This is a genomic window from Nonomuraea recticatena, assembly GCF_039533245.1.
GTDB lineage: Bacteria > Actinomycetota > Actinomycetes > Streptosporangiales > Streptosporangiaceae > Nonomuraea > Nonomuraea roseola.
In genome coordinates this window covers 561,827-584,420 of sequence record NZ_BAAATE010000002.1, presented here as the reverse complement: position 1 = coordinate 584,420, position 22,594 = coordinate 561,827, and the positions used below count along the sequence as shown (strand labels likewise).

The following is a 22,594-nucleotide window of genomic DNA, read 5'->3' as shown; positions in this document are numbered from 1 at the left end:
AGCCGGCTCCCGCGTTCCGCCCGGGGAGAGCTGGGGTTGCCACCTGTGCGGTCCGAGGAGGCATGATTTCCTCATGACCCGAGGCACCGTGAAGTTCTGGAAGGCCGACAAAGGCTGGGGAGCCGTCTCCTCCCCCGATCTTCCCCCTGGCCGCGACGCGTTCGTTCACTTCAGCGACGTCCTCGGCGAGGGCTACAGGGAGCTGCACGAAGGCGACGCCGTGGAGTTCGACCTCGTCGAGCGCTCCCAGGACAGCTTCGACTACTGCGCCACCAACGTCCGCAGGCTCTGACCTACCGGCCGAGCGCCTTGCCGTAGGACCTGCTCGTCGGCTCGTCGACGTACTTGCCGTACGCCGGGATGGGTGTGTATCCCGCGCTCTCGTACAGCGCGATCGCCTCGGGCTGCCGGATGCCCGTGGTCAGCCTGAGGCGCGTGTGGCCGAGCTCGGCTCCCAGCGCCTCGAGCGCCTTCAGCAGCGCCCTCGCCGCCCCTCGCCCCCTGTGCGACGGCAGGACGTACATCCGCTTGACCTCGCCGGTCCGGTCGTCCACCTGCTGGAGGGCGGCGCAGGCGATCGGGCGCCCTTCGTCCACCGCGACCAGGAAGCGGGCCGCGGGGTCCACGCCCGAACGTCCCTCCGGCCCGTAGCGCGCGACGAGTTCGGCGAAGGCCGCCTCGAGCAGGGCCTGGAGCTGGGCGTCGGCGAGCGGACGTTCCTCGATGAGCACGGTGGAACTCTACACAGGAGCCACCTAGTGCACTGGTCGGACCAGTAGGTAGGGTTCGACCATGGACTACGAGCGGTTGTTCCGCCTTGACGGGCGTCGGGCGGTTGTCATCGGGGCGGGCAGCGGCATCGGCAGGCAGGCCGCCCTGGCGCTGGCCGCCCACGGCGCGCAGGTGGTCTGCGCCGACCGCGACCTGCCCGCGGCCGAGGAGAGCGCGCGAGGCTGCGGCGGCTCGGCCGTCCTGCTCGACGTGCTCGACACCGAGGCGGTGCGGGAGACGGCCGCCGCCGCGGGCGCCGTCGACGTGCTGGTGTTCACCGCCGCCACCAACGTCCGCAAACGGCTGCTCGACTACTCGGGCGAGGAGTTCCAGCGCGTCGTGGACCTCAACCTGCGCGCCTCCTTCGAGGTGCTGAGGGCCTTCGGCGCCGGCATGGTCGAGCGGGGAACCGGCTCGATCATCGGCTTCGCCTCCATCAGGGCGGCGGTGACCGAGCCCGGCCAGGGCGTCTACTCGGCCACCAAGGCGGGCCTGGTCCAGCTGCTGCGGACCGCCGCCGCCGAGTTCGGTCCCTCGGGCGTGCGGGTCAACGCGATCGCGCCCGGGGTGGTCGAGACGCCGCTCACCAGCCAGATCAAGAACGATCCCGCCTGGTACGACGCCTACGCCGCCAAGTCGGCGCTCGGCAGGTGGGCGCGGCCCGAGGAGATGGCCGGCGCCGTGGTCTACCTGGCCTCCGACGCGGCCACCTTCGTGACGGGCTCGGTCCTGTACGTCGACGGCGGCTGGACCGCCGTCGACGGCAGGTTCAATCCGCCGAACTGAGCCTCACCTGCAGCGACGTGCCGTGGACCGTCTCGAACTCCAGCACGGTCCTGCCGCCGGTGATCCGCGCCCGGCACGGGCCCTGCGCCCTCCACCTGCCCTGGACGGTCACCCGCAGCAGGTGAGGATGGCTGGGGCGGGTCAGCCACGGCCGTGACCACGGGCTGTAGTGGCCGACGTAGCGGCCCCGCTCGTACTGGTCGTGGTCGATGCCGTTGTACAGGCGAAGGTCGGGATCGGCGACCGCGAGGACGAGGTCGTCGCCGTCGCGGCGGGTCATGAGCAGCGAGGGCGTGTCGACCTCCAGGACCGGGCCCGCCAGCCGTACGCGCTCGAAGACGGCGTAGCCGGTGATCCCGGTGGCGCGGTCGGTGACCACGTGGGCGAGGTCGTCCGCCCTGACCACCTCGTACGGCACGTCGGCGGCGAAGGCGGCCATGCGCTCGGCGGTGGTCTCGACGACCATGGCGTACTCGTAGGAGCCCGCGCGCGGTGCGCGGCCGTGGCTGATCCACGCGGTGGAGAAGTCGCCGCTGGTGGGCGCCTCGGTGGCGTTGTGGCGTGAGGCCTGGGTGGAGCGGGTGAGCCCGGCCCGCTGTCCCGGCGCCAGGTAGTAGCCGATGTTCTTGTCGTCGAGCAGCCAGCGAGGGCGCAGGTCGCGGTTGTCGTAGGGGAAGGGGACCTGCTCGCCGTCCATCACGACGGCGCCCGTCCTCCTGGTCTGGAACAGGGTGGTCTCGGTCTCGTGCGTGCCGTCGGCGTTGGTGATGCCGGTGCCGAGGGCCACGATCCTGTCGTCGAACAGGAACACCGACTTGCGCGCCCTGTGGGTGCCCTCGTACTTCGGGTGCTCGTGCAGGTCCATGGCGAACAGGCCGTGCCGTCCGTCGATGGCGCAGGAGCCGCCGAAGCGGGAGTCGGTCAGCAGCATCTCCTCGATCGCCCCTGTGAGGTCTCCCTTGAGCGCGTCGAGCGGCTTGTGGATCGTGGTCGTGCCCGGCCTGCGGTTCCAGTCGTAGCCCGCGTGGGAGTAGCCGCTGTCGAGGTTGGTGCCGCGGTGCACGACCTGGATCTGGCCGTAGGTGTTGTACCTGCCGTACCAGTTGGCGCCGACGTAGATCTCGGTGGACCACAGGTAGCGGTTGTGTCCCCGGACGGTGACCTGCCAGTCGCCGCGCCTGTGGACGGTGAGCGCGGCGTAGTTGAGCGCCCAGTTGCCCGTCGGCGAGGGCTCGGCGACGACGCCCCTGGCGGCGAGCTTCGCGGCCAGCTCCTTCTGCTGCGGGGTGGGCGAGGCCGGCAGCAGCCTGAGGAAGGCGGCGCCGATCGCGTCGTCGATCGGGGCCAGCCACTGGAAGGGCACGATCGACAGCGCGGTGGTGCCGATGGGGTTGCGGCCGCTGAGGGAGATCGGCCACTGCGTCCTGCCGGCGTAGACCCGCTGCATGAGCAGGGCCTTCTTGAGCCAGCCGAACGCCTCGGTGGAGATGGCGAACGCGCCGCCGCTCATGACGTAGACCAGCGGGGCGAGGCCGGCGAATCCGTCGCGCACGTAGTCGGGGAAGAAGCCGACGTGGTGGAAGGCGGTGCCGTCGACCTTGATCCCGTCCTGGATGCCGTCGGTGGGCAGCAGGGCGGTGTCCAGCCAGTCGCGCAGGGCCTTCAGGTAGGCGACCTGCTCGGCCTCGGTGTCGCGCAGCAGCACGGCCGCCAGCAGGCCGCGGAAGGTGGTGTTGAAGATGTCCATGATGGAGCCGTGGGCCATGCGGTGCTTCCAGCCGCGGAAGATCCTGCCCAGCCCGGTCAGCCAGTCGAGGTCGGCGCGCACCTGCTCGAACAGGCCGGCCTCCCGCAGGGCGTCGCGCATGAGGTAGACGGAGTCGTAGTAGCCGCGCACGTCGTAGCCGAGGTGGTGGATCGTCCCCTGGCAGCTGCCCCTGGTCCAGCCCTGGTCGCGCAGATGGGCGACGATCTTCAGGTAGAGCGCGGCGAGGGCGGGCCTGTCGGGCGGGCTGGCCTGGTGGGCCTGGGCGATCGTCTTCATCAGGTCGGTGCAGGAGCGCAGGGTGACGGGGTTGACGAACGCCCTCAGCTCGGCGGCGATCTCGACGGGGTAGATCTGCGACTGGTAGGCGTGGACGGGACGGCCCATGAGCGCCTCGGTCTGCGCGGTGAGCGCCGGCACATCCGGCCTGACCTGCGCGATGAGGTACTCGTCGTGATAGCGGGTGAGCAGCGCCCGCAGCGCCGCGCTCTCCTCTGACGTCGGCGGCCTCACCTGCGGCCTGCGCTCGGCGAGGAGCCTGTCGAACAGGTACAGGGCCTGCCAGTGCTGGTTGTCGTACTCGTCGCCCTCGGCGGCGATCTCGGGCAGCTGGTAGTCCCTGCACGGCGCGTCGGGCCGCAGCGGCACGTTGAGCATCAGCTGGTCCAGGTGCAGGCTCCCGGTACGGCGCGGCGCGACGATCCGCAGCGTGTCCATGTCGGGCCTGGGCCTGCCGCGCATGTCGTAGGCGTAGCGCACCCACGCCGTCCGCCAGCCGGTGTAGTTCAGGTGGAACTCGAACCACAGGTCGGTCCTGTCGCCCCTGCCGAACTCGAAGCGCACCACGTCGTCGACAGGGGTCTCGTTGTGGATCCACACGCAGAAGGCGTCCACGAGCCCCTGCCACGCCTGGTCGTCACCCGGCCTGTAGGGGTCGGCCGCCCACCTGAGCGGTGCCCTGACGGTGATCACTGCGCGCCCCTGGTGGTCCCAGCGCAGCGACCTCGTCCCGCAGACGGAGGTCTTGTCGCTGATGGTCAGGCCCTCGCCGGTGAAGTGCGGCGGCACGGCCGTCTCCAGCAGGAAGATCGGCGGGTCCATCGCCATGGCCCGCTGCTCCAGGTCGGCGGACAGGGCCGTGCCGGGGAGCGCGGGCACCAGCACCGCGCCCTTGAGCACCGTTCTGCGTGAGATATTCGCCATGATCGCCATAAAACGCGAAAACTATCTTCACGTCCATCCGCTTCGGCCATGACGAGGGTCAGGGACGGATGATCGCCATCCTGGTCACCGTGAACTCCTCGATGGCGAAGCGCGGGCCCTCGCGGCCGATGCCCGAGTCCTTGACGCCCCCGTACGGCATGTTGTCCGCGCGGAAGCCAGGCACCTCGTTCACCACTACGCCACCGGCCTCCAGCCGCTCGATGGCGGCGAAGGCCGTGGCCAGCGACCGGGTGAAGACCGAGACGTGCAGGCCGTACCTGGAGCGGTTGACGGTCTCGAAGGCCTCCTCCAGATCGGCCACCGCCCGCACGCACACCACGGGCCCGAAGATCTCCTCGTCCCACACCTCCACGCCGTCGGGCACGTCGGCCAGCACGGTCGGCGTGATCACCCGCCCGCCGGCCGGCGCCGGCCCGGTGACCAGCCGGGCGCCCGCCGACACCGCCGACTCCACCCAGCCGAGCACCCTGCTCGTCGCGCGCTCGTCGATCAGCGGCGCCACCCTCGTCTCCGGCAGGCGGGGGTCGCCGACGACCACGTCCTTCATCCGGGCGGCCAGCAGGTCGAGGAAGTCTGCGCGCACCGCCTCCTCGACCACGACTCGCTGCACCGAGATGCACGCCTGACCCGACGCGTAGTACCCGCCGCGCACGACCGCGTCGGCGGCGGCCTCGAGATCGGCGTCGGCCGCGACCACCAGCGCGGCGTTCGACCCCAGCTCCAGCACCACCTTGGTCGGGGCGGCGTTGCGCGCGATGGCGTGGCCGGCGGCGGCGGAGCCGGTGAAGGAGACGGCGCCGATCCTACGGTCCTCCACCAGCGCCCTGCCCACCTCCACGTCGCCCGTGACGAGCTGCACCGCCGCGGCGGGCACAGCGCCGACCGAGCGCAACACCTCCACCAGCAGCAGCGTCGCCAGCGGGGTGGCGGGGGCGGGCTTCACGATCACCGGGCAGCCGGCCGCCAGCGCGGGCGCGATCTTGTGGGCGGCCAGCAGCAGCGGGTAGTTGAAGCCGGTGATCCCGACGACCACCCCGATCGGCCTCCTGGTCCAGAACCCGACCAGCCCCTCCCCCGCGGGCAGCAGGTCGAGCGGCACGGTCTCCCCGTGCAGCCTGGCCACCTCCTCGGCCGCCGTGGCCAGCGTGACCAGCGTTCTGGCGACCTCCACCCTGCAGTCGACCAGCGGTTTGCCGGTCTCCAGGACGAGCAGGCGCTCGAACTCCTCCCTGCGCGCCAGCAGCGCGTCGTGCGCGCCCATCAGGGCGGCGCGGCGGGCGTGCGAGGGCGTCCTGGCCATCTCGCCCGCCACCGCGAGCGCCTCGTCGAGGGCTCTGCCTGCCAGCTCGACGGTCCCGACGGGGGCCCGGCCCACCGTGCTCCTGTCATAGGGGAAGACCACCTCGGCCGTCTCCTCGACCGGCAGCCAGCCTGCCCCGATCGGCAGCCCTTCTCTCATCGTCCGCTCCGTGCGCTAGGGAAGACATCCAGGTAGGCGGGGGCGCCCTCCCTGCCGGTGGCGTGGAGGACGGCGTGGGCCACGGCCCTGCTGAACACGTCGGCCGCCGCGGCCAGCACGTCGTGCAGTCCCGTGTCGTCGGGGCCTGGCAGGCCGCAGGTCGACATGCCGAAGATGGTGTCGCCGTCGACCATCGTGTGCGCGGGCCTGATCGCCCTGGCCAGGCCGTCGTGCGCGACGCCCGCGAGCTTGCCGCACTGGGCCTTGGACAGCGTGAGGTCGGTGGCGACGACGCCGATCGTGGTGTTGAACGACGGCGCTTTCTGCGGGCTCCATCGCTCGTACTCGCCGGTGTCGGGCTCGCCGACGTGGTCGAACTCGCCCGGCAGGCCGTACCTGACGCCGGACAGCAGGCCGCTGCGCGGGTCGAGGACCGAGCCCGCGGCGTTGACGACGGCCAGGGCGGCAACGGTCACCCCCGAGGGCAGGACCGCGCTCACCGTCCCGACCCCTCCTGCCAGCCCGCCCGCCACGGCGCCCGTCCCCGCGCCCACCGACCCGTTGACCCAGGGAGGGGACGCCGCCCCGTCCGAGGGAAGCCCTCCGGAGAGGGTGCCAGGTGAGGAGAGCGCCGCGTCGTAGGCGGCGGCGCCCATCGCGGCGTCGGGCGTGGCGCGGAAGCTCCCGCCCCGCCCGAGGTCGTAGATGACGGCGCCCGGCACGATCGGCACCACCCCGCCCTCGACGGGGAAGCCCGTCCCCGCATCGGCCAGCCGCTGCATGACGCCGCACGCGGCGCTCAGCCCGTAGGCGCTGCCCCCGGTCAGCACGATCGCGTGGACGCGTTCGACGAGGTTGCGCGGGTCGAGGAGCTCGGTCTCGCGGGTGCCGGGCGCCGCGCCGCGCACGTCCACGCCCGCGACCGCGCCGCCCTGCGGGGCCAGCACCACGCTGACCCCTGTCCTGTAGCCGTCGCCGACCCGCTGGGCGTGCCCGACCCTGAGCCCCTCGACGTCGGCCAGCGAGTTGGTCGGCCCCCGCCTCATCGGGAGCCGTCCGCGCCGGTGAGGAAGCGCCGCGCGGCCTCGGCGAAGACGCGGGTGCAGCGGACGATCTCCTCGACCTCGACGAACTCGTCGGCCTGGTGGGCGATCCACTTGCCGCCCGGCCCGTAGACCACCGAGGGGATCCCGCCCCAGTGCGTCAGGACGGTGCCGTCGGTGGAGCCCGGCACGCCGCCGTACACCGGCTCCTCACCCGTGACCGCGGTGTGCGCCGCGGCGAGGGCGGTGACGACGGGGTGCTCGACCGGCACCTCGACGGGCGGCCTGTCCACCAGGATGGCCACCCGCGACTCGATGCCGTCGAAGGAGGCCAGCTCCTCGACCCTGTCGGCCACCTCCTTGTGGGCGACGCCGGGAACGGTGCGCACGTCGACGAAGACGGAGGCGACCGCGGGGATGACGTTGACCTGCTCCTGGCTGCCCGCCTGGACGACGGTCGGTGTGACGTACACCTCGCCGAGGTGCTCGTGCGCGGGATGGGCGGCCTGCAGCTCCTCCTGGTAGGCGCGCAGGGCGACCAGGAGGGCGCCCACCGCCTGGATCGGGTTGCGCCCGTGCTGCGGCATCGCGCCGTGCGCCATCTTGCCGGTGAAGTCGACGCGCAACCGCAGCGCCCCCTTGGCGACCGCGCAGATCTCCCCCGCCTCGGGCTCGGCCACGATCGCCGCGTCGACACCCTCCGAGAGGGCGGAGTTGACGAAGTGGTGGGCGCCGATCATCAGGCCCTCCTCGTCGGCCAGCGCGCACACCTTGATCCGGCCGGGGAAGGGGCCCGCCAGCTGCAGCGCCCTGGTGGCGTACATGACGGCGGCCAGACCCGACTTCATGTCGGCGCTGCCGCGCCCCCACAGCCTGCCGTCGCGGATCTCGCCGCCGAACGGGTCCACGGTCCACTCCGACAGGTCGCCCTCGGTCACCACGTCGGTGTGACCCTCGAACATCAGCGTCGGGCCCTCGCCTCCGCCGCCCTCGACCACGGCGACGACGTTCGGCCTGCCGGGGGCGGCCTCCTCGACCACGACCTCCCAGCCCCACGCTCGCATCCTCGCCTCGACCAGGTCGGCGGCGGGCTGCTCGCTGCGCCCCCGGGCCGGGTCGTTGGTGCTCGGGACGCGGACCAGTTCCTGGGTGAACTCCACGACTCCCTGGGCATCGATCTCGATCACAGCAGTCCCTCCAGAGTGGGTACGGCCTGCAGCAGCGTCCGCGTGTAGTCGTGCTGGGGACGGGACCACACGTCGTCGACGAGGCCGCGCTCGACGACGACGCCGCGGTGCATGACCGCGACGGACTCGCACACGTGCCGCACGACGGAAAGGTCGTGCGAGACGAAGACCAGGGTGAGGCCGTGCGTGTCGATGAGGTCGGCCAGCAGGTTGAGGATCTGGCCGCGCACGGAGACGTCGAGCGCGCTGACCGGCTCGTCGGCCACCAGCACCTTGGGGTTGGGCGCGAGGGCGCGGGCGATGGCGATGCGCTGGCGCTGCCCGCCCGAGAACTGGTGCGGGTAGCGGTCGGCCGCCGACGCGGGCAGGCCGACCTCGGTCAGCAGCTGGGCCACGCGGTCGCCGACGGGCCTGCCGAGGGCGACGAGAGGCTCGGCGACGATGTCGCGGACCCTCATCCGCGGGTCGAGCGAGCTCATCGGGTCCTGGAAGACGATCTGCAGGTCGTCGCGCAGGAAGCGCAGCTGACGTTCGCCGAGCCCGGTGATCTCCCTGCCCTCGAAGCGGACCGAGCCGCTGGTGGGCCTGTCGAGCCCGCACAGCAGGCGCAGCAGGGTGGACTTGCCCGAGCCCGACTCGCCGACGATCCCGAACCGCTCGCCGCGCCCGATGTCGAGCGACACCCCGCGCAGCGCCTCGACGCCGGGTTTGAAGCGCGAGGCGCGGTAGACGCGGGTGAGGTCGCGGGCCTCAATCACGGGGGTGCCAGCAGGCGTAGGCATGGCCCTCTCCTGTCAACGCTGGGTCGCTCTCGCAGGCCGGCGAGGCGTGGGCGCACCTGTCCCTGAAGGGACAGCCCGAGGGGAACCTGGAGGGGACGGCGCCGGGGATGATGGGCAGGCGGGTGCCTCGGGGCGTGAGCTTCGAGGCGGCCAGCAGGCCCTCGGTGTAGCGGTGGCGGGGGTTGGTGAACACCTCGCGCAGGGGGCCGCTCTCCACGACGCGCCCGCCGTACATCACGAGCACCCGCGAGCAGACGGAGGCGACGACGGCCAGGTCATGGGTGATGAACAGCACGGCGGGGGCGAGCTCGACGATCAGCTCCAGCATCTGCTTCTGGACGGTGACGTCGAGCGCGGTCGTGGGCTCGTCGCAGATGAGCAGCGAGGGCTCGTTGGCCAGCGCGATGGCCAGCATCACCCGCTGCCGCTGGCCGCCCGACAGCTGGTGCGGGTAGGCGCGCGGAGCCTCGACTCCCACCCGCCCGAGCAGGTCGAGCGCGCGCTCCCTGGCCTCGGCGCGCGGCACGCCGTGCAGCGTCATGACCTCCGAGACCTGCGCGCCGACCCGCATGGTGGGGTTGAGCGCGGTCATCGGCTCCTGGAAGACCATCGACACGACCCTGCCCCGCAGGCCCTTCACCCGCTTGTCCGGCACGCCGAGCAGCGGCTGGTCCTGGAGCGTGGCCGAGCCCGTGGCGCTGACGCCCTCGGGCAGCAGCCCCATCAGCGAGAGCGCGGTGAGCGACTTGCCCGAGCCCGACTCGCCGATCAGGCCGACGCGCTCGCCCGGCGCGATGCCGAACGACACCTCCCGCACCAGCTCCACGCCGTCGGCCCTGACGGTGAGTGCCTCAACGCTCAGCACGGATCCTCCTGAGCTTGGGGTCGAGGTGGTCGCGCAGGCCGTCGCCGAGGAGGTTGAAGCCGAGGACGGCCAGCGCGATCGCGAGCCCTGGCCACAGGGCCAGGCGCGGCGTGGAGAACAGCAGTTCCTGCGCCTCCTGCAGCATCCTGCCCCACGAGGGTGTCGGCGGGCGGGTGCCGAAGCCGAGGAACGACAGCGCGGCCTCGGCCAGGATGGCGATCGCGAAGGAGACCGACGCCTGCACGATGAGCATGGAGCCGATGTTGGGCAGGACGTGCCGCAGCGCGATGGCGGGGCCGCGCCGTCCAGCGGCGCGGGCGGCCATGATGTAGTCGGTCACCATGACCTGCATCGTCGCCGCGCGCGCGATGCGGGCGAAGGCGGGCACCGTGGCCACGCCGATCGCGATCATCGCGGTGAGCGTGCCCGCGCCGTAGACGGCGCCGAGCATGACCGCGAGCAGCAGGGCGGGAAAGGCGAAGACCAGGTCGTTGACCCGCATGATCAGTTCGGAGAGCCACCCGCGCGGCGTCATGCCGGCGAGCATGCCCAGCGGCGTGCCGATCACGGCGGCGATGCCGACCGCGACGATGCCGACGTACAGCGTGGTGCGCGCGCCCACCATGAGCTGGCTGAGCGTGTCGCGGCCGAACTTGTCGGTGCCGAGCAGGTAGTCGCCGCCGGGCGGGGCGAGCCGGTGGGCGGCGTCCACGAGCGTGGGGTCGTGCGGTGTCCAGACGAACGACACCAGCGCGGCCACCACGGTGAGGCCGACCAGGACGGCGCCGATGACCAGGTTCCCTCTCATCGCAACCTCGGATCGAGGACGGCGTAGGCGACGTCCACCACGAAGTTCACCAGCAGGACGGCCACGACGAGCACCATGACCACCCCCTGGACGAGCAGCAGGTCGCGCTGGGCCACGCCGTTGAGCAGCAGGTCGCCGAGCCCGGGGATGACGAAGACCCGCTCGACGACGACCGCGCCGATCAGCAGCGTGGCCAGCTGGAGCCCGAGCACGGTGACGACCGGGATGGCCGCGTTGCGCAGGCCGTGCCGCCACAGCGCGCCCATGCGCCCCCTTCCCTTGGCGCGCGCGGTGCGCAGGTAGTCCTCGCGCATCACCTCGAGCACCGCGCTGCGCACGTACCGGGTGAGCACCGCGCCCTGGACCAGCCCGAGCGACAGCCATGGCAGCAGCAGCGACTGGAACCACATCGAGGGGTCCTCCGTCAGCGGCACGTAGCCGCCCGACGGCAGCGCCTGGGCCTGAACCGCGAAGACGAAGACCAGCAGGATGCCCGCGAGGAAGGCCGGGACGGCGATGCCGACCTGGCTGGCGGCGCTGATGAGCGCCCCGAGCGGGTTGCGGTGATGGACCGCCGCGAAGGTGCCTGCGGGGACCGCGACGATCAGGGCGATCACCATCCCGCCGACGACCAGCGTGAGCGTGACGCCGAGACGCTCGCCGATCTGCTGGCCGATGGGCGAGCTGGTGACGTAGGAGACGCCGAAGTCACCGGCGGCCAGCCCGCCGATCCAGTCGAGGAACTGGGTGAGCGGCGGCCGGTCGGTGCCCCACTGCCTGCGCAGCGCCTCGATCGCCTCGGGAGTGGCGTTGACGCCCAGTGCGACCTCGGCGGGGTCGCCTGGCAGCAGCGCCATGAAGGCGAAGACGACCACACCCGCGGTCGCGGTGCTCGCCAGAAGCACCGCGACGCGCTTGGCCAGGTACGAGATCACCGCTTGGTGAGGGCCGTGAAGTCGAAGGCCTCGGAGATGCCGTTCTTCGGCAGCCCGCCGGTGATGTCCTTCTTGGCCACGATGAGGTTCGGGAAGAGGAACAGCCAGTCGGCGGCGGCGTCCTCGGACAGCAGCTTGGCTGCCGCCTTCAGGTCGGCGGCCTGCTCCTGCTCGGTGCCGGAGTCGGCGGAGGCCAGCAGCTTGCCGAACTCGGGGTTGTCGTAACGGAAGTAGTACGACTTGTCAGCAAAGATGCCCATGTCGCGGGGCTCGACGTGGTTGATGATGGACAGGTCGTAGTCGCCCTGCTTGAACACCACGTCCAGCCATCTGGCGGGGAACTCCAGCGGATCGATCTCCGCGGTGATCCCGACCTGGGCCAGCTGCGACTTGACCACCTGCGCCGCGGCGACCGCGTAGGGAAGATTGGGGATGCGCATCTTCACGTTGTGCGTCTTGCCGCCGAGCAGCTCCTTGGCCTTGGCGACGTCGTAGGGGTAGTCGCCGGTGCGGTCCTCGTACCAGGGGTCGGTGGGCGGCACCATGCTGCCGATGAGCTGGCCGCGCCCCGCCCAGGCGGTGTCGAGCAGCGCCCTGTGGTCGATGGCGTGTCTGACGGCCTGCCGTACCTTCTTGTCGTTGAAGGGCGGGCGGGAGTTGTTCATCGACAGCACCACCTCGCCGTTGGTGGTGCCCTCGACGACCTGGAAGCGGTTGGTGTCGGCGAACTGCGCGAGCGACTCGGGCGCCTGGACCGCGGAGATGATGTCGATGCCGCCGGTGAGCAGCGCGTTGTTCATCGCCGTGGCGTCCTTGAAGTACTTCAGCGTGATCTGCGGGACCTGCGGCTTGGTCCCCCAGTACTTCTCGTTGGCGGTGAGCTGGATGGAGTCGCCGCGCTTCCAGGAGCCGAGCTGGTAGGGGCCGGTGCCGACCGGCTTGTTGGCCAGGTCGGCCACTCCCGTGCGGCTGAACATCGCGCCGAGCCTGGTGGCCATCGAGTAGAGCCAGCCGTTGCTCGGCTGCTTCAGCGTCACGACGGCGGTGGAGTCGTCCTTCTTCTCCACCTTGTCGACGACGTCCATCTGACTCTTGATCTTCAGCTTCCAGTCGCTCTTCACCCTGTCGATGGAGAAGACGACGTCGTCGGCGGTGAACGGCGCGCCGTTGGTGAAGGTGACGCCCTTGCGCAGGGTGAAGGTGTAGGTCTTGTTGTCGGGCGAGACCTCCCACTTCTCCGCGAGGAGGGGCTGGATCTTGCCGTCCTGGTCGAGCTTGACCAGGCCCTCGTAGACGTTGACCAGCAACGCCTGGGGGATGGCCGCGCCCTCCGTGGCGGTGAAGTCGAGGTTGGCGGGCTCGGCGACGAAGCCCACCGCGAGCGGCTTGGTCGCGGTCGTGGGGGTCGCGGCGGAGCCGCCGCCGCAGGCCGCGCTGAGAAGGAGGCCGCCGAGGGCGACCCAGGTGCCGATGCGCCTCATGCCTTAAGCCTCCTGGCTAGTGCACTGGTCTGACCAGTAGGCTACGCACACTGCCAGCCCAGGACTTTCCGGTCAAGAGGGGGCGTGATGGGCGGACCTCGGTTCCAACCTGTACGGACTGTCCGTGCTTACGAGCGCATCGTCGAGCAGATCGAGCAGGCCGTCGAGAGCGGTGAGCTGCGCCCTGGCGAGCGGCTGCCGAGCGAGCGCGACCTGATGGTGCAGTTCTCGGTGAGCCGTTCCACGGTGCGTGAGGCGCTGCGGGTCCTGCAGGCGCGCGGGATGGTGCGCTCCAGGCCTGGCGATCCGAACGGCGCGGAGGTGCTGCCCTTCACCCCCGCCGCGCTGCACAAGTCGATGACGACGCTGGCCAGGGTCGACGAGCTGTCGCTGGCCGAGCTCGTGCAGTTCAGGATGGTGCTGGAGGGCGCCGCCTACCTGCTCGCCGCCAGGCTCCACACCCCCTCGCAGCTGGCCGACATGGACGCGGCGATCGCGCGGATGCGGGCCGCCGAGGGCGAGGAGGCCTTCGGCGCGGCGGACGTGGACTTCCACGACGCGGTGGCGCGGGCCAGTGGCAACAAGCTCATCCTGATCTGCAGCGACGTGGTGCGCTCCATCGTGCTGAACCTGATCGCCGACAAGATCAGGGCTCCCGAGCTGCGCAGCCGCAGCATCGCCCACCACGAGGAGGCGCTGGCCGCGGTCAGGGCCGGCGACGGCCCGCTGGCGGCCAGGCTGGCCCGCCAGGCGCTGAGCGACTTCTACTCGCCCTATCTGCCGGAAGGCGCGCTCGACGAGCTCCTGGAGTAGGCGGGCAGCCTGACCACGAAGACCGCGCCCCTGACGGGAGGGGAGGCGGCGCTGATCGTGCCGCCGTGCGCCTCGACCAGCGCGGCGGCGATCGACAGGCCGAGACCCGTGCCGCCCGAGTCGGCCCCGCGCGCGGGGTCGGCGCGGTAGAAGCGCTCGAAGACCCTCTCGGCCGCGCCGGGCGGCAGCCCCGGCCCCTGGTCGGCGACCTGCACCACGGCCTGCCCGCCCGACAGGCCCACACCGACCGTGAAGGGCGTGCCCTCGGGGGTGTGCCTGAGCGCGTTGCCGACCAGGTTGCCGACCACCTGGGTGAGCCGTCCCTCGTCGCCGAGCACGACGACCTCCCCCTCGCCGCCGTCCAGCCGCTCGAACGTGACCTGGCGGTCGGGAGCGAGGGTCCTGGCGTCGATGACGGCGCCCGCCGCCAGGCTCAGCAGGTCCACGGGGCGCCGGCCGAGCGGGCGGCGCTGGTCGAGCCTGGCCAGCAGCAGCAGGTCGTCGACGAGCAGACCCATGTGCGCGGCCCTGTTCTCGATGCGGTCCATCAGCCAGGTGGTCCTGTCGAGGTCGGGCGCGCCCTGCCTGAACAGCTCGGCGAACCCCCTGATCGAGGTCAGCGGGGTGCGCAGCTCGTGCGAGGCGTCGGCGACGAACCTGCGCATCAGCTCCGCCGAGCGCCCCGCCGTGTCGGCCGCCGCCTCCCGCTCCCTGACCGCCCTCTCGATCTGGGCCAGCATCCCGTTGAGCGCGCGCCCCAGCCTGCCCACCTCGGTACGGTGGTGCAGCTGCGGCACCCGTCGGGACAGATCTCCCCCTGCGATCGCGACGGCCGTCGCCTCGATCTCGCCGAGGGGGCGCAGGCTGCGCCGTACGAGCCAGTAGCAGGCCAGCCCCAGGACCACGAGCACGCCGCCGCCCACGCCCGCGACGATCACCACGAGGCGGGAGACGGTGCGGTCGATGTCGGCCAGGCTGATCGCCACGATCCTGGTCGTCCTTTCGGGACCGCCCACCGCGACGGCCCGCCACTCGGGACCGCCGGGCTGGAGCGAGCCCACGCTGAAGGGCCTGCCCGCCATGCCCGCCGCCTGCTCGGAGGTCAGCCTCGGCAGGTCGGGCCGGTCGACGTCGATCGACTCGGCGACGGTCCTGACCACCTCACCCCCGTCGTCGAGCAGCACCATGTGGAACAGGCCAGGCAGCCGCAGCGGCCTGGGCGGCTCGGGCCGCGGGCCCTCGCCGAGGCTCATGGGCCTGCCTGCCGCCGTCAGCTGCTGGTCGACCCGCTCGACGAGATAGCCGCGCAGCAACTGCACGGCGAACCCACCGGTCAGCGTGATCGCCAGGGTGACCAGCAGCAGGGTGGTGGAGACCAGCCTCAGCCACAGCGGCAGCGCCTTCACCGGCGGGGCTCTCGCAGGACGTAGCCGACGCCGCGCAGCGTGTGCAGCAGCCGAGGCTCGCCCCTGTCGAGCTTGCGACGCAGGTAGGAGACGTAGGACTCCACGACGCCCGCGTCACCGTCGTAGTCGTGCGACCAGACATGGTCGAGGATCTGCGCCTTCGACAGCACCCTGCCCGCGTTGAGCATGAAGTAGTGCAGGAGCTTGAACTCCGTCGGCGACAGCGACACGGGCACGCCCGCCTTGCGCACCTGGTGCGCCTCCTCGTCCAGCTCCAGGTCACCCACCTCCAGCCGGGACGGCGCCGCCTCCCCACCCCTCGTACGGCGCAGCACCGCCCTGATCCTGGCCAGCACCTCGTCGAGGCTGAACGGCTTGGTCACGTAGTCGTCGCCGACCCGCAGCCCCGCCACCTTGTCGTCGTGGGCGTCGCGGGCGGTGAGGAAGAGCACGGGCACCCGCCTGCCGCCGGCCCGCAGCCGGTCGGCGATGGCGAAGCCGTCCAGATCGGGCAGCATCACGTCGAGGATCACCAGGTCGGGCCTGGACTCCTCGGACAGGCGCAGGGCCTGCCTGCCGTCCGCCGCCGCCTCGACCTCGAATCCGGCCAGGCGGAGGCTGGCCGACAGCAGCTCCCTGATGTTCGGCTCGTCGTCGACGACCAGCAGCCTGGCCTCGGGCGGTCTATCGCCTGGCACCCGTGCCGCCTCCCTGGCTGATGGAGGTGGCGTTCACCGAGCCGTCCTCGCCCTTGTCTCCCTGGACCACAACCGTGGTGCCTGCCACCAGATCGGCGACCTCGCCCTCCTTGGTGACGCGCACGGCCGTCTCGGCCGTCGTCTTCACGGTGATGGACGAGCCGTCCGCGGCCTTCAGGATCACCTTGTCCTTGTCGACCTTCTCGACCGTGCCCACGGTGGCGCCGCCGAGCATACCCCGCTGTCCCTGCTGCCCAGGCTGGCCCTGCTGCCCCTGGCGCCCCTGGCCCGCGGCCGGTTGCCCGCCGTACCCCAGCCTGGCCCCTGGCTGACCCGCGAGGCCCGCGAGACCCGCGGCCGAGACGGGCGCGCCCAGCGTCTTCTGGGCCTGGATGCCGATGATCACCCCCACCACCAGCACGAGCCCCGCGCCGAGCCCGAGCGTGAGCTTCGAGGCCCGCGGCCTGGGCCGGGCCTGGAACTGCTCCTCGAACGGTGACTGATCGAGCACGACGTTCTCCTTACTCATGGCGCAACGCCTGGATGGGGCGGAGCTTGGCGGCCCTGTTGGCCGGATAGCTGCCGAAGAACAGCCCGATGCCGACCGAGACGCCCAGCGCGAGCACGACCGAGGACGGCACCAGCACGGGCTCGATCCCCGCGATCGTGAAGCGGGTGCCCACGAAGGCGACCAGCACCCCCGACAGGCCGCCGACCAGGCTGAGCAGCGTGGCCTCCAGCAGGAACTGGCCGAGAATCGCGCTCCTCGGCGCGCCGATCGCCTTGCGGATGCCGATCTCCCTGGTCCGCTCGGTGACGGTGACGAGCATGATGTTGGTGATCCCGATGCCGCCCACCAGCAGCGAGATGGCCGCGACCGCGCCGAGCAGCACGGTGAACGTGCCGGTCGCCGCGCTGACCGTCTCCTGCAACGTGGCCTGGTTGAGGATGCGGTAGTCGGCCTCGGTGGCGGAGGTGACGCCGTGCCGCTGGTTGAGCACCGTGGTGACCTCCGCCTGCGCCGTCTCCGTCGCCGCGGCCGAGGTGGCCTGCACCACGATCGAGCCCAGCGAGCCGAACCCGGTCAGGCTCTGCTGGACGGCCGGCAGCGGCGCGATCGCCAGGTCGTCGCCGTCCTGCATGCCGCTCGAGCCCGACTCCTTCAGCACGCCGACCACGGTGAAGGGCACCCCTGACACGCTCACCGACCTGCCGACGGGGTCGGCCCGGCCGAACAGCGCCTCGGCGACCGTCCTGCCGATCACCATGACCTTCCTGGCGGCGCGGACGTCGTCGTTGACGAAGTACGTGCCCGAGGTGACCGGCTTGTTCATCGCCTCGAAGTAGCTGGGGTAGGTGCCGACCAGCTGGGCGATCGAGTGGCTCGCGCCCTCGTGGACGGCGGCGACCGCGTTCGAGGTCACCACCGGCGAGACGCTCTTGATCGAGGACAGCTCGGTCAGCGCCCTGGCGTCCTGCACGGTGAGCTGCCTGGCCTGCGTGCGCGGCCCGGCCGAGCCCTGTCCCCCGCCGGGGCCGCCGCCGCCTCCGGAGAAGGAAGGAGAGATGGTCAGCGTGTTGGAGCCGAGCCGCTGGATGTTCTGCTGGATGCTCTGCGAGGAGCCCTCGCCGACGGCGACCAGGAGGATGACCGCGGCGACGCCGATGAGGATGCCGAGCGTGGTCAGCGCGCTGCGCAGTTTGTTGGCCGCCAGGCCGCGCAGGGCGAAACGGAGGATCTCCAGCTGGTTCACCTGGCCCGCACCCCGCTCGGCGCCTGCTCCGTGCCGTCCGCGGGGGACTGGCGGCGGTCTTCGATGATCTCGCCGTCCACGAGCCTGACGACCCGCTTGGCGTGCGTGGCCACGTCGTCCTCGTGCGTGATGATCACGATGGTTCTGCCCGCCTCGCTGAGCTGGTCCATGATGTCCAGCACCTCGCGGGTGGAGGCAGTGTCGAGGTTGCCCGTCGGCTCGTCGGCCAGCAGCAGCGAAGGGGCGGTCACCAGCGCCCTGGCCACCGCCACGCGCTGCTGCTGCCCTCCCGACAGCTCGTTCGGGTCGTGGTGGACGCGATCGGCCAGGCCCACCCGCTCCAGGGCGGCCAGGGCGCGCGACCTGCGCTCGGCCACGCCGACGCCGCCGTAGGTGAGCGGCAGCTCCACGTTGGCCAGCGCGCTCATCCTCGGAATGAGGTTGAACGACTGGAAGACGAAGCCGATCTTGCGGTTGCGCAGGATCGCGAGCTGGTGTTCGTCCAGGGCGCCGACGTCGGTGCCGTCGATGAGGTAGCGGCCGCCGCTGGGGATGTCGAGGCAGCCGAGGATGTTCATCAGCGTGGACTTGCCCGAGCCCGACGCGCCCATGATGGCCACGTAGTCGCCGCGCTCCACGTCGAGGCTGACCCCGCGCAGCGCGCGGACCTGGGCGTCGCCCTCGCCGTAGGTCTTGACCAGGTTCTCCACCCGGAGCACGGGCGGGCTCATCGGCCGCCGCCCGGGATGCCGCCGGTGATCCCGCCGCCGGGGAACCTGTTCGGCTGCCGCTGTTGCTGGTCGGAGGTGCCCGTGGCCGCGGGCGGGACGAGCAGGTCGCCCTCGGCGACGCCCGACCTGATCTCGGTGGTGGCCGTGCCCTTCACCCCGACCTCCACCGGGGTGCGGACCTGCCGGCCGTCCTTCAGGAGGGTCACGGTGCTCTGGCCGCCGGCGGTGGTGACGGCGGAGGAGGGCACGGTCACCACGTTCTCCGCCGTGCCGGTGACGACCTCGACGGTGGCGGTCTGGCCGAGCCTGACCTGGTCGGGCACCTCCGTGAGAGAGATCGTCACCGGGTACTGCACGACGTTGTCGCTGGTGGCCGCCACGGGCTCGATCTGGGTGATCTTGCCGGTGGCGGTGACGCCCGACAGCGCGTCGAAGCTGACGGAGGCGGGCGTGCCGACCTTGAGCTTGGTGACGTCCGACTCGGTGAAGGCGCCGACCAGCTTGAGCCTGCCCGTGTCGGCCAGCCCGATGAAGCCGGTGGCCGCGCTCTGACCGGTCGAGGCGTCGGAGCCGCCGCTCGAGCCGTTGGAGGAGCCACCTTCGGCGCCGTTGAGCGCGGTGACCGTCCCCGCGAAGGGGGCTTTCAGGACGGTGCCCTCGACCTCGCGCAGGGCCGCCCTGTAGGCGTTGCGCGCCTTGACGTAGGCGGCGTAGAGCGCGGTGGTGGAGGTGCCGTCGTCGACGGCGGCCCCGTAGGAGGCCGCGGCCGAGGCGAGGGTCTCCCTGGCGGCGTCGTCGTCGAGCCTGGCGAGGATCTCGCCCTTGGCGACCTTGTCGCCCACCTTGACGTAGATCCTGTCCACGGTGCCGGTGGAGCCGAACGCCAGCGAGCGTGACAGGGCGCTCTCCACGGCGCCCGAGGCGGTCACGGAGGCGGTGACCGTGCCTCTCGTCGCGGTGACCGTGCGCACGACGGCGTCGGCCGAGGACCCGCCCGCTCCCAGCGCGGAGTAGGCGAACCCGGCCCCGCCCAGCAACGCGACCGCGAGGATCCCGTTCGTTATCAGGCCCCTGCGCCTGGTCGACAGCTTCACAGGCCGTGACCCTCGCACACCATCCTTGGCTCCAGCCTCACGAAGCCTGGGTGTTTGCTGAGAGGCCGCGCCTTTCGCCCCGCGCGCTCAGGCAACCTCCAGGTTCCCGGCAGCCTTCTCCGAACCTGGCACGCCAGGATGGGCCGCCATGAGACCGACGTATGTTCGCACGGGCGTCCTGGCCGTGGCCGCGGCCGCGCTGGTGGGCACCGGCGTGCTGTTCGCGCTGGCCGACGAGCCCGCACCCCAGGCCACCGTACTGCTGGCGGCCGCCCAGCGCGGCACGGTGACGGCGGCGGTCTCGGCGGCGGGCAACACCAGCGACGGCTCCAGCCGCGACCTGTCGTTCGGCGCGCAGGGGAAGGTCACGGCGCTGTCGGTGAAGGCGGGCGACCGGGTGCGCAAGGGGCAGGTGCTGGCCAGGATCGACTCGGCGGCCGCCATGGAGGCCTACACCGCCGCCAAGGCGGACGTCGCCGCGGCGCAGGACGCGCTGGAGCAGGCCCAGGCGACCGACTGCGCGCCCTCGGACACCTCGTCGGGCGCCGCAGGGTCCGCGCAGGCGGCCGGTTCGCCGGGGACGGCGGGCTCCTCGGCCGCGGGCGGGGCGTCTGTGGCGAGGGTGGCGTGGGCGGGGTTCACACCCTCGCCCGACCCGGTCGCGCGTCCGGGTGGCTCGCCTGCGCCCACGGGATTCGAGCGGCCGGCGCCCACCGTGACGGTCACGGTGACCGAGCCCGCGCCCTCCGTCACGGTGACCGCCACGGCGACGGTGACGGCCACCGTCACCGCCACCCCCTCGCCTTCGAGGAGCCAGTCAGGAAGGCCGACCACCGAGCCGGGCTCGGATCCGGGCACAGATCCGAACACGGATCCGGGCCCAGAGCCTGGCATGGAGCCGGGCGCCGATCCGGCGGCCACCGGCAGGCCGGACGCCTGGCCCAGCGCGCGGCCCAGCCCCACCTCGAGCCGCACCGCCGGCCCTGCCGTGAGCCCCACCCCTGCGGGAACCCGCTCCACGACCCCGAGCGGCAGGCCGACCGGCGCCGCCAGCGGCAAGCCCACCGCCACCCCCGACGGCAGGCCGAGCGCGGGCCCGAGCGGCAGGACGACCCCGGGGGCCCGGGCCGACTCCCGGCGCGAGGGCCGGTCCGAGACGCCCTGCGGCATGAGTGAGGAGCAGGCCGAATCCGGCCTCGCCAAGGCGCAGGCCGCCATGGAGCAGGCCGCCGACGCCGTCAGAGGCACCAGGATCGTCGCCCCCGCCTCGGGCACCGTGCTGTCGGTGGCGGGGGCGAAGGGCGACACCGCGGGCACCGGCGCCTTCATCACTCTCGGCGACCTGGACGAGCTGCAGGTCCAAGCGCTGTTCACCGAGTCGGACGTCAACAGCCTCCGCCTCGGCCAGCAGGCCGCCATCACACTGGCCACCCGCCAGGGCGAGCGGTACTCCGGGACCGTCACCCACCTCGCCCCCACCGCCACGACCACGGGACGCCTGGTGCGCTACGCCGTGACGATCACCTTCGACGACCCGCCGAAGGACCTCCTGCTCGGGCAGACCGCGACCGTCACCGTGACCACGGGCGAGGCCGACGACGCGCTCTACGTTCCCGCCCAGGCCGTCAAGACCGGCAAGGACGGCACCGCGACGGTGACCGTGCGAACCGGGTCGGGTGAGAAGGAGCAGCGGGTCACGACCGGGGTGCGCGGCGACCAGTACGTGCAGGTCAAGGAGGGGCTGACGGCCGGCGACAGGGTCGTGGTCGGGCAGGTCGGAAGCGGCGGGTTCCCCGACGGCAGCTGGCCCGAGGGCTGACAGCCAACGCTCAGCTCGCTGGCAGCTTTCTGCCTGGACACAGGTTTGTCATCTTTTGCGGGCATGCTGACGCCGTGACATTCGACCTGCGGGGACGGCTCGACCGGCTCCGCCTCATGGCTCCCTCGATCGGGCAGTGCGCGGTCGCCGCGGCTCTGGCATGGCTGGTGGCCAAGGACCTGCTCGGCCATCCGCGCCCGTTCTTCGCGCCCATCGCCGTGGTGTTGTGCGTCGGCGTGGGCCTGGGCGCGCGGCTGCGCAGGGTGGCCGAGCTCGTGGTCGGGGTGGGGCTCGGCGTCGGGGTGGGCGACCTGCTGGTCTCCCAGATCGGCTCGGGCGCCTGGCAGATCGCGCTGGTGGTCGCGCTGGCCATGGTGGTGGCGGTCTTCCTGGACAGGGGGACGCTGATCGTCCTGCAGGCGGGCTCGTCGGCGGTGCTGGTGGCCACCCTGCTGCCGCCCTCGGGCACCGGCGGCCTCGACCGGATGGTGGACGCCCTGCTCGGCGGCGTCCTCGGCATCGCCGCCTTCGCGCTCATGCCGGCAAGCCCGGCCGCCGTCGTCCGCAGGCACGCCTCGGCGGTGTTCGAGGCCCTGGCCGCGGCGCTCGACGGCACGGCGCTGGCCGTCGAGCGCGCCGACCCCGAGCTGGCCGCCGAGGCGCTGGAGGAGGCCAGGGGCACGCAGGGCGCCGTCGAGCAGTTCTCCGAGGCGCTGCAGACGGGCAGGGAGATCGCCACCATCTCGCCGGTGCGCCGCCGTCACCGCCGCCTGCTGCTGCTGAGGTACGAGAACGCCGCCAGGCCCGTCGACCACGCGCTGCGCAACACCAGGGTGCTGGCCCGCCGCGCCCTCGTCGCCCTCGACCAGGGCGCGAGCGTCCCCGTGGGGCTGGCGCCCGCCCTCCGGCAGCTGTCGGCGGCCGTGCTGCTCCTGCGTGACGAGCTCGCCTCCGGCAGTGAGCCGGCGGGCGCCAGGGAGGCGATCGCCGCCGTGGCCGCCGCGCAGACCGGCGACAGGACGGGGTTCTCCGCCGACGTGATGACGGCCCAGCTCCGCTCGATCATCGTGGACCTGTTCCAGGCCACGGGCGCCGACCGCGAGAGCGCCGCCGCCTCCCTCCCGCCCCTGGAAGACTGACGACTGACCGGCCGGCCGGCCGGAGGGCGCGGGA

Annotated in this window: 21 protein-coding genes; 5 read left to right on the top strand and 16 right to left on the bottom strand. The window is 72.1% G+C overall.

The window, feature by feature from the left end; translation table 11 throughout:
- Positions 1–73 precede the first annotated feature (73 nt).
- Positions 74–292: a cold-shock protein gene (locus ABFX50_RS06020; RefSeq protein ID WP_346143955.1), complete on the top strand. Its 219-nt coding sequence runs from the start codon at positions 74–76 to the stop codon at positions 290–292.
- Between the two features lies 1 nt (position 293).
- On the opposite strand, the gene ABFX50_RS06015 is transcribed toward ABFX50_RS06020, so the two are convergent.
- Positions 294–731, bottom strand: coding sequence for a GNAT family N-acetyltransferase (locus ABFX50_RS06015; RefSeq protein ID WP_346143953.1), 438 nt, complete (start codon positions 729–731; stop codon positions 294–296).
- Positions 732–792: 61 nt separating this feature from the next.
- Between ABFX50_RS06015 and ABFX50_RS06010 the strand changes: the two genes are divergently transcribed.
- Positions 793–1,557, top strand: a complete 765-nt coding sequence (locus ABFX50_RS06010) for an SDR family NAD(P)-dependent oxidoreductase (protein ID WP_183645358.1) — start codon at positions 793–795, stop codon at positions 1,555–1,557.
- Here ABFX50_RS06010 and ABFX50_RS06005 read toward each other — a convergent pair.
- Genes ABFX50_RS06005 through ABFX50_RS05965 form a run of 9 tightly spaced genes read right to left on the bottom strand, consistent with a single transcriptional unit; the run spans position 1,541 to position 13,106 of the window.
- Positions 1,541–4,525: a chondroitinase family polysaccharide lyase gene (locus ABFX50_RS06005; protein WP_346143950.1), complete on the bottom strand. Its 2,985-nt coding sequence runs from the start codon at positions 4,523–4,525 to the stop codon at positions 1,541–1,543. The genes ABFX50_RS06010 and ABFX50_RS06005 overlap by 17 nt on opposite strands.
- A gap of 58 nt (positions 4,526–4,583) precedes the next feature.
- On the bottom strand, positions 4,584–6,005 hold the full coding sequence (locus ABFX50_RS06000) for an aldehyde dehydrogenase family protein (RefSeq protein ID WP_346143949.1): 1,422 nt from the start codon (positions 6,003–6,005) through the stop codon (positions 4,584–4,586).
- Positions 6,002–7,051, bottom strand: coding sequence for a P1 family peptidase (locus ABFX50_RS05995; RefSeq protein ID WP_346143947.1), 1,050 nt, complete (start codon positions 7,049–7,051; stop codon positions 6,002–6,004). The genes ABFX50_RS06000 and ABFX50_RS05995 overlap by 4 nt, the downstream gene beginning before the upstream one ends.
- Positions 7,048–8,235, bottom strand: a complete 1,188-nt coding sequence (locus ABFX50_RS05990) for a M20 family metallopeptidase (RefSeq protein WP_183645362.1) — start codon at positions 8,233–8,235, stop codon at positions 7,048–7,050. The genes ABFX50_RS05995 and ABFX50_RS05990 overlap by 4 nt, the downstream gene beginning before the upstream one ends.
- On the bottom strand, positions 8,232–9,017 hold the full coding sequence (locus ABFX50_RS05985; protein WP_183645363.1) for an ABC transporter ATP-binding protein: 786 nt from the start codon (positions 9,015–9,017) through the stop codon (positions 8,232–8,234). The genes ABFX50_RS05990 and ABFX50_RS05985 overlap by 4 nt, the downstream gene beginning before the upstream one ends.
- Entirely contained in the window at positions 8,986–9,882 is an 897-nt protein-coding gene (locus ABFX50_RS05980) for an ABC transporter ATP-binding protein (RefSeq protein WP_183645364.1), read from the bottom strand. Before ABFX50_RS05980 ends, ABFX50_RS05985 begins: the two co-directional genes overlap by 32 nt.
- Entirely contained in the window at positions 9,869–10,690 is an 822-nt protein-coding gene (locus ABFX50_RS05975; RefSeq protein ID WP_183645365.1) for an ABC transporter permease, read from the bottom strand. Before ABFX50_RS05975 ends, ABFX50_RS05980 begins: the two co-directional genes overlap by 14 nt.
- Positions 10,687–11,625 carry an ABC transporter permease gene (locus tag ABFX50_RS05970; protein ID WP_346143943.1) on the bottom strand — a complete coding sequence of 313 codons (939 nt, stop codon included), beginning with the start codon at positions 11,623–11,625 and terminating at the stop codon, positions 10,687–10,689. Before ABFX50_RS05970 ends, ABFX50_RS05975 begins: the two co-directional genes overlap by 4 nt.
- A complete protein-coding gene (locus ABFX50_RS05965; RefSeq protein ID WP_346143941.1) occupies positions 11,622–13,106 on the bottom strand; it encodes an ABC transporter substrate-binding protein in 1,485 nt (494 codons plus the stop codon). Before ABFX50_RS05965 ends, ABFX50_RS05970 begins: the two co-directional genes overlap by 4 nt.
- 87 nt (positions 13,107–13,193) lie before the next feature.
- On the opposite strand from ABFX50_RS05965, the gene ABFX50_RS05960 reads away from it, so the two are divergent.
- The gene (locus ABFX50_RS05960) at positions 13,194–13,919 is read left to right on the top strand and encodes a FadR/GntR family transcriptional regulator (protein ID WP_183645368.1); all 726 of its coding nucleotides are present in this window, start codon (positions 13,194–13,196) and stop codon (positions 13,917–13,919) included.
- Here the strand turns inward: ABFX50_RS05960 and ABFX50_RS05955 are convergent.
- From ABFX50_RS05955 to ABFX50_RS05930, 6 genes are read right to left on the bottom strand one after another with little or no spacing between them, the layout of a single operon-like run.
- Positions 13,880–15,325 (bottom strand): sensor histidine kinase, encoded by a 1,446-nt coding sequence (locus ABFX50_RS05955; protein ID WP_346143938.1) that lies wholly within the window; start codon positions 15,323–15,325, stop codon positions 13,880–13,882. The genes ABFX50_RS05960 and ABFX50_RS05955 overlap by 40 nt on opposite strands.
- Positions 15,322–16,023, bottom strand: a complete 702-nt coding sequence (locus ABFX50_RS05950; RefSeq protein WP_183645369.1) for a response regulator transcription factor — start codon at positions 16,021–16,023, stop codon at positions 15,322–15,324. The genes ABFX50_RS05955 and ABFX50_RS05950 overlap by 4 nt, the downstream gene beginning before the upstream one ends.
- Positions 16,010–16,534: a single stranded DNA-binding domain-containing protein gene (locus ABFX50_RS05945; protein ID WP_346143936.1), complete on the bottom strand. Its 525-nt coding sequence runs from the start codon at positions 16,532–16,534 to the stop codon at positions 16,010–16,012. The genes ABFX50_RS05950 and ABFX50_RS05945 overlap by 14 nt, the downstream gene beginning before the upstream one ends.
- Positions 16,535–16,544: 10 nt before the next feature.
- Positions 16,545–17,777 (bottom strand): ABC transporter permease, encoded by a 1,233-nt coding sequence (locus ABFX50_RS05940; RefSeq protein WP_346143934.1) that lies wholly within the window; start codon positions 17,775–17,777, stop codon positions 16,545–16,547.
- A complete protein-coding gene (locus ABFX50_RS05935; protein WP_346143932.1) occupies positions 17,774–18,508 on the bottom strand; it encodes an ABC transporter ATP-binding protein in 735 nt (244 codons plus the stop codon). The genes ABFX50_RS05940 and ABFX50_RS05935 overlap by 4 nt, the downstream gene beginning before the upstream one ends.
- A complete protein-coding gene (locus tag ABFX50_RS05930) occupies positions 18,505–19,602 on the bottom strand; it encodes an efflux RND transporter periplasmic adaptor subunit (RefSeq protein ID WP_346143930.1) in 1,098 nt (365 codons plus the stop codon). Before ABFX50_RS05930 ends, ABFX50_RS05935 begins: the two co-directional genes overlap by 4 nt.
- Before the next feature lie 148 nt (positions 19,603–19,750).
- Here ABFX50_RS05930 and ABFX50_RS05925 point away from each other — a divergent pair, with 148 nt between their 5' ends.
- Together ABFX50_RS05925 and ABFX50_RS05920 are read left to right on the top strand one after the other, a co-directional pair.
- Positions 19,751–21,421: an efflux RND transporter periplasmic adaptor subunit gene (locus ABFX50_RS05925; protein WP_346143928.1), complete on the top strand. Its 1,671-nt coding sequence runs from the start codon at positions 19,751–19,753 to the stop codon at positions 21,419–21,421.
- Between the two features lie 74 nt (positions 21,422–21,495).
- Positions 21,496–22,560: an FUSC family protein gene (locus ABFX50_RS05920; RefSeq protein ID WP_346143926.1), complete on the top strand. Its 1,065-nt coding sequence runs from the start codon at positions 21,496–21,498 to the stop codon at positions 22,558–22,560.
- The last annotated feature ends 34 nt before the right edge of the window (positions 22,561–22,594 follow it).